Genomic DNA, 12,418 nt, shown 5'->3' with positions numbered 1-12,418 from the left:
GAATTGGCCTAGCTTGCAACCCCGCTTTTTGTCGTTGCGACGTTACAAATTACGATTGGTTCACAATCATGAGATCAGCGTTTGCCTTCGCCGTTTCTTTGCTGGTGGTGTCTGCGGCGGCAGCGCGCGCCGAGCCGCCCAGGCTCGCGGTGTTCGACCTCGAGATGATCGACACCAGCCTGCAGGGGGAAGTGAGCGGGCCACGCAGTGATGAGCAGGCGCGGCTGCTCCGGGCCGGCGATCAGGTGCGCAAGGAGCTCGCGGACTCCGGCAAGTTCCGCGTGCTCGACATCGCGCCGGTCAATGCTGCGGCGCATGGCAGCAATCTTCAGGCCTGCGGTGGCTGCGATGTGAAGCTGGCCGGCGAGTTGGGCGCTGATCTCGTGATGACGGGCGTGGTGCAGAAGGTCTCCAACCTCATCCTCAACATCAATCTCTATTTGCGCGACGTGCACAGCGGGCAATTGTTGGCGGCGGCGAGCGCCGACATGCGCGGCAACACCGACGAATCCTGGTCGCGTGCCACCGACTACCTCGTGCGCAACCGCCTGCTCGCGCCGAACTACGGCGTGCCGAGGGCGCAGTAGCCTGCGCTCACGAATGGACCTCCGTTATCCTGAGGTGCGAGCTTTGCGGCGCAATTGCGCCGCTGAGCGAGCCTCGAAGGATGAATCGGCTCGGTTACAGCCACACGTAGAAATTCGGACCATGCATCCTTCGAGACTGGCCGCTTCGCGGCCTTCTCAGGATGATGGGATGAACGGACTGCGTGACGCTCACGCCTTCAACCGCGCGGCGTGCCAGCGCAGATGATCGGCCATGAAGGTCGAGATGAAATAGTAACTGTGGTCATAGCCCGGCTGACGCCGCAGGGTGAGGGGGATGTTGGCCTTCTCGCATGCCGCCTTCAGGAGTTCGGGCCGCAGCTGCTCGGTGAGAAAGCCGTCGGCATCGCCGTAGTCGACCAGCAGATCGGAGAAGCGGGCACCGTCCTCGATCAGGGCGACGGCGTCGTGCCTGCGCCACGCTTGCTTGTTGCTGCCGAGATAGCCGCCGAGCGCCTTGTTGCCCCATGGCACCTGCGACGGCGCCACGATCGGCGCGAACGCGCTCGCCGCCCGATAACGATCGGGGTAGCGCAGCGCGACCGTCAGCGCGCCATGGCCGCCCATGGAATGACCGAGGATCGACTGCCGCGTCGTGTCGACCGGGAATTGCTCGGCGATCAGCTTCGGCAATTCCTCGGTGATGTAGCTCCACATCCGGTAATTGGTCGCGAACGGCTGCTCCGTCGCATCGACGTAGAAGCCCGCGCCGAGCCCGAAATCGTAGGAGTTGGCGGGATCGCCGGGCACGCCTTCGCCGCGCGGGCTGGTGTCGGGCGCGACGAAGATCAGGCCGAGCTCGGTGCATGCCTGGCGGAATTCGCCCTTCTCGGTGACGTTGGCATGGGTGCAGGTCAGGCCCGACAGATAGGTGACGACGGGCAGTTTTGTGCCAGCAGCATGCTCAGGGACGAACACCGAAAAGGTCATGTCGGTCTTGGTCTCGCGGCTTGGATGCCGATAGACGCCTTGCGTGCCGCCATGCGACTTGTTCTGGGAAACCGTCTGCATTGTCGTATTCCTCTTGGTTGGAGCGCTGCGTCAGGCGACGCCGCTCTCGATCGCCAGCCGCACCAGCTCTGCCGAAGTGCGCACGCCAAGCTTCTGGCGCATGATCGATGACGTGTTTGCGACCGTCTTGTATGATGAATGCACCAGCCAGGCGATCTCCGACAGGCTCTTGCCTGAGCTGAGCAGGCGCAGGATCTCCATCTCGCGTGAAGTGAGCTTGGAGAGCGGATTTTGCGCAAAGCCGGGCCGCGCAAACGCCACGTTGCGCGCGATCGCTGGCGGCAGATAGACGCCGCCATTGCCGACCTCGCGCACTGCTTCGACCAGATCGTTGGGATCGCCGGTCTTCGAAACGTAACCCTTGGCGCCGATGTCGATGGCGCGGGCGGCGAACACCGGGTCATCGTTCATGCTGAACATGATGAGGCGCGCAGACGCATCATGCGTCAGGATGCGGCGCGCCAGCTCGAAACCGGAGACCGTCGGCAGGTTGATGTCGATCACGCAGAGATCGGGCTTCTCCGCGACGAACGCCCGTTCGCCGCTTTCGGCATCCGCCGCTTCCAGCAGCGTGATCTCGGGATCGTCGGCGAACACGGTGCGGCAACCGGAGGCAACGATGGGATGATCGTCAACGATCAGAATGCGCATGGCGTTGTTCCGGCGACCTGCTTCGATTCACTCATCATCACGTCGGTTTGCGCGAAGGACAGGTCGGTTCCGACCGGTTGTGCACCTCGTGCGGGATTGCGATAGGGTGCGATTAGATAGCCGGGCAAATTTGGCTGTCAACGATCCTCTCGGAGGAGGGATCGCGGTCGGGGGCAACGTCATGTGGCAAAAGCTATCCTTGCGCGCGCGGATCAACCTGCTGCTGGCGCTGATCCTGGCGCTTGGCCTCGGCATCAATATTGCGCGGCTCGTGCTGGAAGCGGGGCCGCGTGTCCAGGCCGAGGACCAGAGCGTGATCCGCCTGGCGCGTGAATTCGTTGCGACGATCGTGGCCGGTCTCGACGAGGCGCCGGATCCCGATGCGCGGCTCGACCAGATCGTCCAGGACCTGAGCCGGCTGCGTCACGTCAGCATCACGCGGCAGGATGGCGCGACCGCAAAATCTCCTGATCGCCCCGAGGACGCCGGCGATCAACGCGCTCCGCCGCAGTGGTTCGTCGCGCTGGTTCATCCCGAGCAGACCTCGGTGCGGGTGCCGATCTCGGTGCACGGCAAGCCGCAATCGCTGGTCATCACCTCGCATCCCGACGACGAAATCGCCGAGATCTGGGACGGCATCGTCACCCAGCTCGAGGTCGGCTCCGCGATCGCAGTGGCGCTGCTTCTGGTCACCATGCTGGTGGTCGGCCGCGCGCTGGCGCCACTGGAGGCACTGTCGCAGGCCATGACCGGCATCGAGGCCGGGGATTACGATGCCCGCGTCGAGCCCGGCGGATCGCCGGAATTGGCCGCCATCTGTGCCAAACTGAACCATCTGGCGGCGACCCTTGGCGATGCCGTCGAGGGCAAGCGGCAGCTCGCCGAGCGCGCGGTCTCGCTGCAGGATTCCGAGCGCAAGGAGATCGCGCGCGAATTGCACGATGAGTTCGGGCCCTATCTGTTTGCCTTGCGCGCGCATGCCGGCGCGCTGACCCGGCTGGCGGAAGTCGAAAAGCCGGACCCTGCGGCATTGCGCAAGCACGGCAACGCCATCCTCGAGCAGGTCAACGCGCTCCAGCAGTTCACGCGCCGGATTCTTGAGCGATTGCGGCCGGTCGGCCTGGCCGAGCTCGGGCTTGCGGAAGCGCTCGGCGCGCTGGTGCGGCTATGGAGCGAAACGCATCCGGAGGTGGAGATCGAGAGCCGCATCTCGCCGGCGCTCGGCGATACCGGAGAGATGGCCGACCTGACGATCTATCGGATCGTCCAGGAGGCGCTCACCAACGTATTCCGCCATGCCGGCGCGACGGCGGTCGATATCACGATCGAACCGGCGGACCGGCAGGCCGGCCTGCGCGGCAGCCGCGACTGCGCGCTGGTGCGGATTCGCGACAATGGCCGTGGCCTGCTGAGGGATCACAGGCTTGGCCGCGGATTGACCGGGATGCAGGAGCGGATCCTCGCGCTCGGCGGCACGCTTAACATCAATTCCAGCGATGATGGCGTGACGGTCGAGGCGCTCGTGCCAAAGGCCGCACGGTCCTAGACGATTGGCTGTCGCCAATATCTGAAAGCCGCCCAAGCCAGCGCCGCCGCGCCGGCGATCCAGAGCACGACGATCGCGATCATTCCCGCCCGGCTGGTCGGACGCTGCAAGACGGCGCCGGCCTTGGCACGGCATTCCGCCATCACCTCGTCCGGCACGAGCGAAATCGCAAGCCAGATGCCGAGCGGCAGCAGGATCAGATCGTCGAGATAGCCGATCACCGGAATGAAATCCGGGATCAGATCGATGGGAGACAGCGCATAGGCCGCGACGGCGACGGCAAGGGCCTTGGCATACCAGGGCACGCGCGGATCACGCGATGCGAGATACAGCGCAACGCTGTCCCGCTTGAGGTTGCGCGCCCAAACCCTGATCGAGGACAGCTTGATTGAGGACAACTTGGTTGGAGAAAGTCTGTCGGCGGACGGCATGGCGCAACGCCTGCGCGTCGGATGGAACCGCTATTCGAGCACCACATCCGCCGGCATACCGCCGTGCAGGCCCTTGTGGACGGAGGAGGGCGCGATGCCGAAATACTTCCGGAAGACGCGGCTGAAATGCGACGAACTCGAGAAGCCCCAGGAGAACGCGACGTCGGTGATGGTCTTGCCGTTCTGGGACTCCAGCTCCTGCCGGCAGTTTTGCAGCCGGGCCTTCCAGATGTAGTCGCTGACCGTCATGCCGCGATCGCTGAACAGCATGTGGAGATAGCGCTTCGAGCAACCAAGCGCCGCGGAAATGCGGTCGATGCAGAGATCCGGATCGCGCAGATGCTCGCGGATGAAGCCCTGGGCACGCACATAGGTGGCCTCGGCGCTGCCGCGGTCGAACATGGCGCCGGTCTCGCGCAGCGGCAACAGCAGCAAGTCGATCAGCGCATCAGCCACGCCGACGGCGTTGACCGGCGTCAGCGTCGGTGCCTCGCCGAAGGCGGCATGGACGAAATCATAGGCGATGCGGCCGGTGCCGTTGCGCGCCGACAGCTTGCACGGCGCCATCTTGGAGAGCTGGAAGCCGCGCTCCTTGAGCAGGTCCTTTGGAACGATGACAACCTCGTGCCGCGTCAGCGACGGGCTGATGATGGTGTGCGGACACGACACGTCGTAGGCGAAGCAGTCGCCCGGCATGATGTCGAAGTGCAGGCCGTCTTGCTCGAAATGCGAGACGCCGTGGGTCTGGAACACGATCTTGATGTAGGGGTGCTCGCTCAGCTTGATGCGCGAGATGGTATGCGCGATCCGGTGCTGGCTTGCCTCGATCTGACACAGCTTCAGGCGCGATACCGTCGTGAAATTGACCCGGGCTTCGAGCGAGGATCCTTCCAGCGCATCGACGTCGAACTGGCCGCAAAGGTCAGTGAGCGCATCCGACCAGCGCTGAATCTGCCGCTTGGGCGTCAATCCGTTCGTGCTGAGAGAATGGACTGTATCGGACATCTTTCCAGCCACCGATTCGATCCCCACGTGACTGCTCACCGAGCTTAAGTCTGGCCCGGAATGATGCGCCTTCTCCCTGATTCTGAATAGCTTAGGGAGGCGGCGGGATTTCTTCCCGGTTAATGTCGGGTGATCCTCCGACTTAGTTCTGGGCGCGTCAAGCGCAACCTTAGCACGCGTCAATCTGGCATCCGGATCGCGCCGGCCGCGATTGATGCCCTGCAACATGAAGCAAGCTTTCCAGCCAATTCAGGGCCGGGCGACAAAAATCTGACGAAGCTTCGCTTTTGAGCAAACGGCTCTTCTCTTTTGGGCAAGTCAGCGCGCTTCGAGAGGACTACGACTGGGGCACCAAAATGGAAGAAGTGGGGCCGTTTCGGCGGAAACCCTTGAGCTCTTGAACCTGGGAGGAAATCCACGATGCGCAAGATGCTTTACGCGACCGGTCTTGGGGCAATGGCGGTATTTGCCGCCGGAGCGGCCAACGCCAATGACGAACTCCACAAGATGTCGCAGAACCCGAAGGACTGGGTGATGCCGGCCGGAGACTACGCCAATCAGCGTTACTCCAAGCTGAATCAGATCAACGCCTCGAACGTCGGAAAGTTGCAGGTCGCCTGGACGTTTTCGACCGGCGTGCTGCGCGGCCACGAGGGTGGCCCGCTGATCGTCGGCAACATCATGTACGTCCACACCCCGTTCCCGAACAAGGTCTATGCTCTTGACCTTTCGCAGGACAACAAGATCGTCTGGAAGTACGAACCGAAGCAGGATCCGAACGTCATTCCGGTGATGTGCTGCGACACGGTCAACCGCGGCGTTGCCTATGGCGACGGCAAGATCTTCCTGCACCAGGCCGACACCACACTGGTGGCGCTCGATGCCAAGACCGGCAAGGTGGAGTGGACGGTGAAGAACGGCGATCCCAGCAAGGGCTCGACCGGTACCTCCGCGCCGCTGGTGGTCAAGGACAAGGTGCTGCTCGGCATCTCCGGCGGCGAGTTCGGCGTCCAGGCTCATGTGACCGCCTACGACATCAAGACCGGCAAGCAGGTCTGGCGCGGCTTCTCGGAAGGCCCGGATGACCAGCTCCTGGTCGACGACAAGACCACCGAGCTCGGCAAGCCGATCGGCAAGGATTCGAGCTTGAAGACCTGGCAGGGCGATCAGTGGAAGATCGGCGGCGGCGCGACCTGGGGCTGGATCTCCTACGATCCCGAACTGAACCTCGTCTATTATGGGTCGGGCAATCCCTCGACCTGGAATCCGAAGCAGCGTCCCGGCGACAACAAGTGGTCGATGACGATCTGGGCGCGCAACCCGGATACCGGCGTCGCCAAGTGGGTCTACCAGATGACGCCCCATGACGAATGGGACTATGACGGCGTCAACGAGATGATCCTCTCGGACCAGACGATCGACGGCAAGGCGCGCAAGCTGCTGACGCATTTCGATCGCAACGGCCTCGGCTACACGCTCGATCGCGCCACCGGCGAACTGCTGGTCGCCGAGAAGTACGATCCGAAGGTGAACTGGACCTCCGGCGTCGACATGAAGAAGGACTCGCCGACCTATGGTCGCCCGAAGGTTCTTGATGCCGCGTCGACCGACAAGGCGGGCGAGGACGTCAACGTGAAGGGCATCTGCCCGGCAGCGCTCGGCTCGAAGGACGAGCAGCCGGCAGCCTACTCGCCGGACACGCAGCTGTTCTACGTGCCGACCAACCACGTCTGCATGGACTACGAGCCGTTCAAGGTGAGCTACACCGCAGGTCAGCCCTATGTCGGCGCGACGCTGTCGATGTATCCGCCTCCCGGTGAGACCAACATGGGCAACTTCATCGCCTGGGACGGCAAGACCGGCAAGATCGTGTGGTCGAACAAGGAGCAGTTCTCGGTCTGGTCGGGTGCGCTCGCGACCGCCGGCGGCGTGGTGTTCTACGGCACGCTGGAAGGCTACCTGAAGGCTGTCGACGCCAAGACGGGCAAGGAGCTCTACAAGTTCAAGACCCCGTCCGGCATCATCGGCAACGTCACCACCTATGAACATGCCGGCAAGCAGTACGTCGCCATTCTGTCGGGTGTTGGCGGTTGGGCGGGCATCGGCCTCGCGGCCGGTCTGACTGATCCGACGGCCGGTCTCGGCGCAGTCGGCGGCTATGCCGCGCTGAGCAACTACACTGCGCTCGGCGGAACGCTCACCGTGTTCTCGCTGCCGCAGCAGTGAGCTGAGCGACCTCGTTCCGGCGCATGGAGCGATCTCCATGCGCCGGTCCGTCTTCAATCTGCACGCGAGGATATGCTTTTGCGTAAGATCTGGTTTGTGAGTGCTGCGATCTTTGTCGTGGCAATGGGTGGAGTTGCCTCCGCCGAGGACGCTGGCGACCCGACCGCCGTCAAGTCCGAGGACGGCAAGTATCTCGACAAGGATGGAAACCCGACGTTCAAGGTTACGGCCGACGGCACGACGGACTGGTACACCTACTCCGGCTATCGCCGCTATCATTCGGAGTGCCATGTCTGCCATGGCCCCGACGGCATGGGATCGACCTATGCGCCGGCGCTGTCGAATTCGCTGAAGACCATGAGCTACGCGGATTTCATGGGCGTGGTCGCGAGCGGACGCAAGAACGTTTCCACGGCGCAGGAGAACGTGATGCCGGCGTTCGGCGATAACCCCAACGTTGCCTGCTACATGGACGACCTCTATGTCTACCTGCGCGCCCGCGCCAATGACGCGGTTGGGCGTGTTCGGCCGGCCAAGCACGAAGACAAGTCGGAAGCCTATGGAAAGGCGGAAGACGCCTGCATGGGGCACAACGACAAGAAGTGAGCCCGTCCGGTGCGAACGAGAAACCTGTTTGACGTTTTGTGGAGACCAAGATGAAGACCCGCGCCGCAGTCGCATTTGAAGCAAAGAAGCCGCTTGAGATCGTCGAGCTCGATCTGGAGGGTCCCAAGGCCGGCGAGGTCCTGGTCGAGATCAAGGCGACGGGCATCTGTCACACCGATGCCTACACGCTCGACGGCTTCGACAGCGAGGGCATCTTCCCCTCGATCCTCGGGCACGAAGGTGCAGGCATCGTTCGCGAGGTCGGCGCCGGCGTGACGTCGGTCAAGCCTGGCGATCATGTGATCCCGCTCTACACGCCGGAATGCCGGCAGTGCAAAAGCTGCCTGAGCCAGAAGACCAATCTCTGCACCGCGATCCGCGCCACCCAGGGCAAGGGCGTGATGCCCGACGGCACCTCGCGGTTCAGCTACAAGGGCAAGACGGTCTTCCACTATATGGGCTGCTCGACCTTCTCGAACTTCACCGTGCTGCCCGAGATCGCGGTGGCCAAGATTCGCGAGGACGCGCCGTTCGACAAGAGCTGCTACATCGGCTGCGGCGTCACCACCGGTGTCGGCGCGGTCGTCAACACCGCCAAGGTGACGCCGGGCTCCAACGTGGTCGTGTTCGGCCTCGGCGGCATCGGCCTCAACGTGATCCAGGGCGCCAAGATGGTCGGCGCCGACAAGATCATCGGCGTCGACATCAATGACTCCAAGGAAGCCTGGGGCAAGCAGTTCGGCATGACGCATTTCGTCAACCCGACCAAGGTTTCCGGCGACATCGTCCAGCACCTGGTGGGCCTGACCGATGGCGGTGCCGACTACACCTTCGACTGCACCGGCAACACCAACGTGATGCGGCAGGCGCTGGAAGCCTGCCATCGCGGCTGGGGCGTCTCGGTGGTGATCGGTGTCGCGGAGTCCGGCAAGGAGATCGCGACCCGGCCGTTCCAGCTCGTCACCGGACGCGTCTGGAAGGGCACGGCCTTCGGCGGCGCGCGCGGCCGCACCGACGTGCCGAAGATCGTCGACTGGTACATGGGCGGAAAGATCCAGATCGATCCGATGATCACCCACGTGCTGAAACTCGACGAGATCAACAAGGGCTTCGACCTGATGCACGAGGGAAAATCGATCCGTTCGGTCGTCGTGTTCTGAAATCAAAACACCAAGCACTAGGAGGATAGGTCAATGACTGTTCATATCCACCCGTCGGTCGACAATGGCGTCAAGCAAGGCTCCGGCAGTTTTGCTGGCGGCACGCTGGTCTGCAAATGCGCGGACAAGCCGGTCAAGGTCGGCATCAAGGGCGACGTCGCCCACAACCATGCCTGCGGCTGCACCAAGTGCTGGAAGCCTTCGGGCGCCACCTTCTCGGTGGTCGCGGTGGTGCCGCGCGAGAACGTCACCGTGTTGGAGAACGGCGACAAGCTGAAGATCGTCGATGCCGCGGCGGTGATCCAGCGCCATGCCTGCACCGGATGCGGCACCCACATGTACGGCCGGATCGAGAACAAGGGCCATCCGTTCTATGGCCTCGACTTCATCCATCCCGAGCTGTTCCAGGAGTCCGGCTCGGCTGCGCCCGGATTTGCCGCCTTCGTGTCGTCGGTGATCGAGTCCGGCGTCAAGCCGGCCGATATGGCCGGGATCAGGTCGCGGCTCAAGGAGCTTGGGCTCGAGCCCTATGACTGCTTGTCGCCGCCGCTGATGGATGCGATCGCTACCCACGTGGCGAAGTCCAAGGCGGCCTGACGACGGCACCGTGACAAAGGCGGCCTGACCGGCTCGCCTTGACGAGATCCTGCGCCGGCAGAGGGTCTGCCGGCGAGGGATATGCTGGTAGTACCCGTGACCTTGAACCTTGCATGCCCTGCGGACGACCACGGGGCATGCATTTTATTTTCCGCTTTGCCCTCGTCCTTTCCCCGATCCTGCTGCTTTCGCCGGCCCGCGCCGCGTCACCGGAAGACCGCTATATCGCCGCGCGTGACGCTGCGATCGCCAAATTCGCCAAGCTGTCGAACGACAACAAGATCAATGAGGCCGTCGACAAGGCCGAGGTGGCCGCGCGCGACGAGCTGAAGGGGCAGCTGACGGCCATCCTGTCCCAGCCCGCCCGGCCGGGCTTTGCTCCGGCCCAGCTCAACCTCGACACTCTATATAAGGGCGATACGGGGTTCGGCATGCTGGACGGCCTGCGCTTCGATGCCGACACCGGCAGGGACGGGGCAAAGATCGGAGAAAAACGCGCCGACGGCAGCTTCGTCGAGCCGAAAGCCCATATCATCGTCACCACCGAGCCTCTGTTCACGCGCTGGCTGCACGAACACAAGACCTGGTGGGACAAGGGCAGCAAGAACGTGCCGCAGCAGGTCGATGCCGCCCTGAAGTTCGAGGGCCTCTACACCCAGGCGATCTCGACCGATGCCGCGGTGGTCAATTTCGACGAGTTGCCGATCGCCAAGCCGGCGTCGGCCGCCCTAGCTTACGGCTTCCTAGCCGGCCGCACCCAGGATTCGTTCCCCGACAAGGCCGACGAGGTGTTCGTGGCGGCGCTCGCCGGCGGCAAGATGTATGTCGCCTATGGCGAGATCGAGCCGGCGGTGCAAGTGCCGGCCTGCACCGCGATCCGAACCGACTACAACAAGAAGGCCGATGCGGCGGCCGAGAGGCTCGAGCGCAAGCAGGTCACCAGGCAGGCCTATGACAAGCTCGGTGACCTGCGCCAGCAGGGCGAGGATGCGTTCAAGCGCTGCTTCACCGAGCGCGCGCCGCAACAGCCGGCCTTCGCCGCGGCCACCAGGCAGGCCCAGGCGCTGCTCGAGGTGGCGATCGGCAAATAGCTCGGCGAGCTATTGACCAGCGGCAATCCCAACTTCAGCACGGCATCTTGTCTGTCATGGATGCTAATCAGATAGATTGCCACAACAAGCTCCGTCCTCTGCGACATCAGCGCTTCGATCGCCTGCGCGTGATGTCGATCTATTGTGGCCGATGTCTTAGCAAGATCGCGGTGCCGATGATGGTTCTTGTCGTCAGATTTCGCGGCTAGTCGTGCAGGGTTCGTGCAGGCGAGGTTTGCGGCGCGGGGTTTGATCGGCGACCCGCGCCAGCCTATCTTCCCCGAAAGTTCAGCATCCCCGTGGAGACGCCATGACCGCCATCAGCCCGTTCCGCATCGCCGTCAGCGACGATGTCCTCGAGGATCTGCGTAATCGGCTGCGCCGGACCCGCTGGCCGGAAGCCGAGCTGGTCGACGACTGGAGCCAGGGCGCGCCGCTGCAATGGATCAAGGACGTCTGCCACTATTGGGCCGAGACCTATGACTGGCGGCAGCGCGAGGCGCGGCTCAACCGCTTCAGCCAGTTCACCACCGAAATCGACGGGCTCGACATCCACTTCATCCATGTCCGCTCGAAGCATCCGGAGGCGCGGCCCTTGATCATCACCCATGGCTGGCCGGGATCGGTGGTCGAATTCCACAAGGTGATCGAGCCGCTGACCGATCCGACCGCGCATGGCGGCCGCGCCGCCGATGCCTTCCACGTGGTGTGCCCGTCATTGCCGGGCTTCGGCTTCTCGGCCAAGCCTATAGCGACGGGCTGGGGCGTCGACCGGATCGCGACGGCCTGGGCCGTCCTGATGCAGCGGCTCGGCTACGCCAGCTATTTCGCGCAAGGCGGCGACTGGGGCTCCGCGGTCACGACCGCGATCGGCGGGCAGGATGCTGCACATTGCGCCGGCATCCACATCACGCTTGCGATGTCGACCCGGCCCAATGTCGAGGGGCAGCCGACGCCGGAGGAGACGAGGGCGCTCAACGGCATCAAATATTATGCCGACTGGGATTCCGGCTATTCCAAGCAGCAGTCCACGCGGCCGCAGACGCTCGGCTATGGCCTGACGGATTCGCCCGGCGGGCAGGCGGCCTGGATTCTGGAAAAGTTCTGGGCCTGGACCGATTGCGACGGCCATCCGGAAAACATCCTCAGCCGCGACGAACTGCTCGACAACGTCATGCTGTACTGGGTCACCGCGACGGCTGCGTCATCGGCGCGGCTCTATTGGGAAAGTTTTGGGCCGGGCAAGCGAACCCCGCACAAGGTGAGCGTGCCGACCGGCGTTGCCGTGTTCCCCAAGGAGATCGTCACGCCGGTCCGCAAATGGATGGAGACAAACTTCACCAACATCCAGCACTGGAGCGAGATGCCGAAAGGCGGACATTTCTCGGCATTCGAGCAACCCGAGCTGTTCATCGGCGAGGTGCGCGAGTTCTTCGGGAAGCTGCGCTAAGCCTGACGCGTATGTTGGTCTGAAGCGGTTTGTGACAGA

At 63.5% G+C, this 12,418-nt stretch carries 12 protein-coding genes; 8 read left to right on the top strand and 4 right to left on the bottom strand.

The window, feature by feature from the left end:
• Nucleotides 1-68: 68 nt before the first annotated feature.
• Nucleotides 69-587, top strand: a complete 519-nt coding sequence (locus tag ACVMDN_RS24645; RefSeq protein WP_143271241.1) for a DUF3280 domain-containing protein — start codon at nt 69-71, stop codon at nt 585-587.
• Between the two features lie 189 nt (nt 588-776).
• Here the strand turns inward: ACVMDN_RS24645 and fghA are convergent, their stop codons facing one another.
• Nucleotides 777-1,616, bottom strand: a complete 840-nt coding sequence (gene fghA / locus ACVMDN_RS24640; protein WP_076834153.1) for an S-formylglutathione hydrolase — start codon at nt 1,614-1,616, stop codon at nt 777-779.
• A gap of 30 nt (nt 1,617-1,646) precedes the next feature.
• The gene (locus ACVMDN_RS24635; RefSeq protein WP_016847801.1) at nt 1,647-2,267 is read right to left on the bottom strand and encodes a response regulator transcription factor; all 621 of its coding nucleotides are present in this window, start codon (nt 2,265-2,267) and stop codon (nt 1,647-1,649) included.
• A gap of 181 nt (nt 2,268-2,448) precedes the next feature.
• Between ACVMDN_RS24635 and ACVMDN_RS24630 the strand changes: the two genes are divergently transcribed.
• Nucleotides 2,449-3,813, top strand: coding sequence for a histidine kinase (locus tag ACVMDN_RS24630; protein ID WP_076834151.1), 1,365 nt, complete (start codon nt 2,449-2,451; stop codon nt 3,811-3,813).
• On the opposite strand, the gene ACVMDN_RS24625 is transcribed toward ACVMDN_RS24630, so the two are convergent.
• Both ACVMDN_RS24625 and ACVMDN_RS24620 read right to left on the bottom strand, forming a co-directional pair.
• Nucleotides 3,810-4,244, bottom strand: a complete 435-nt coding sequence (locus ACVMDN_RS24625) for a YkvA family protein (RefSeq protein WP_076834149.1) — start codon at nt 4,242-4,244, stop codon at nt 3,810-3,812. The genes ACVMDN_RS24630 and ACVMDN_RS24625 overlap by 4 nt on opposite strands.
• A 30-nt stretch (nt 4,245-4,274) precedes the next feature.
• Nucleotides 4,275-5,249, bottom strand: a complete 975-nt coding sequence (locus ACVMDN_RS24620; protein WP_016847804.1) for a helix-turn-helix domain-containing protein — start codon at nt 5,247-5,249, stop codon at nt 4,275-4,277.
• A gap of 420 nt (nt 5,250-5,669) precedes the next feature.
• On the opposite strand from ACVMDN_RS24620, the gene xoxF5 reads away from it, so the two are divergent.
• The 6 genes from xoxF5 to ACVMDN_RS24590 all read left to right on the top strand — a co-directional run bounded on the left by xoxF5 (nt 5,670) and on the right by ACVMDN_RS24590 (nt 12,379).
• The gene (xoxF5, locus tag ACVMDN_RS24615) at nt 5,670-7,475 is read left to right on the top strand and encodes a lanthanide-dependent methanol dehydrogenase XoxF5 (protein WP_076834147.1); all 1,806 of its coding nucleotides are present in this window, start codon (nt 5,670-5,672) and stop codon (nt 7,473-7,475) included.
• 123 nt (nt 7,476-7,598) lie between these two features.
• The gene (locus ACVMDN_RS24610) at nt 7,599-8,081 is read left to right on the top strand and encodes a c-type cytochrome, methanol metabolism-related (RefSeq protein ID WP_076834145.1); all 483 of its coding nucleotides are present in this window, start codon (nt 7,599-7,601) and stop codon (nt 8,079-8,081) included.
• 50 nt (nt 8,082-8,131) lie between these two features.
• Nucleotides 8,132-9,241 carry an S-(hydroxymethyl)glutathione dehydrogenase/class III alcohol dehydrogenase gene (locus ACVMDN_RS24605; RefSeq protein ID WP_026193090.1) on the top strand — a complete coding sequence of 370 codons (1,110 nt, stop codon included), beginning with the start codon at nt 8,132-8,134 and terminating at the stop codon, nt 9,239-9,241.
• A gap of 33 nt (nt 9,242-9,274) precedes the next feature.
• The gene (gene gfa / locus ACVMDN_RS24600; RefSeq protein ID WP_016847312.1) at nt 9,275-9,838 is read left to right on the top strand and encodes an S-(hydroxymethyl)glutathione synthase; all 564 of its coding nucleotides are present in this window, start codon (nt 9,275-9,277) and stop codon (nt 9,836-9,838) included.
• A 137-nt stretch (nt 9,839-9,975) separates the two neighbouring features.
• A complete protein-coding gene (locus tag ACVMDN_RS24595) occupies nt 9,976-10,929 on the top strand; it encodes a hypothetical protein (RefSeq protein WP_076834143.1) in 954 nt (317 codons plus the stop codon).
• Between the two features lie 310 nt (nt 10,930-11,239).
• Nucleotides 11,240-12,379 (top strand): epoxide hydrolase family protein, encoded by a 1,140-nt coding sequence (locus ACVMDN_RS24590; protein WP_076834141.1) that lies wholly within the window; start codon nt 11,240-11,242, stop codon nt 12,377-12,379.
• Nucleotides 12,380-12,418: the final 39 nt, after the last annotated feature.

The sequence above is a fragment of the Bradyrhizobium sp. USDA 4510 genome (genome assembly GCF_054059095.1).
The sequence above is the reverse complement of the archived record's forward strand: the minus strand, read 5'-3'. Positions and strand labels throughout refer to the sequence as shown.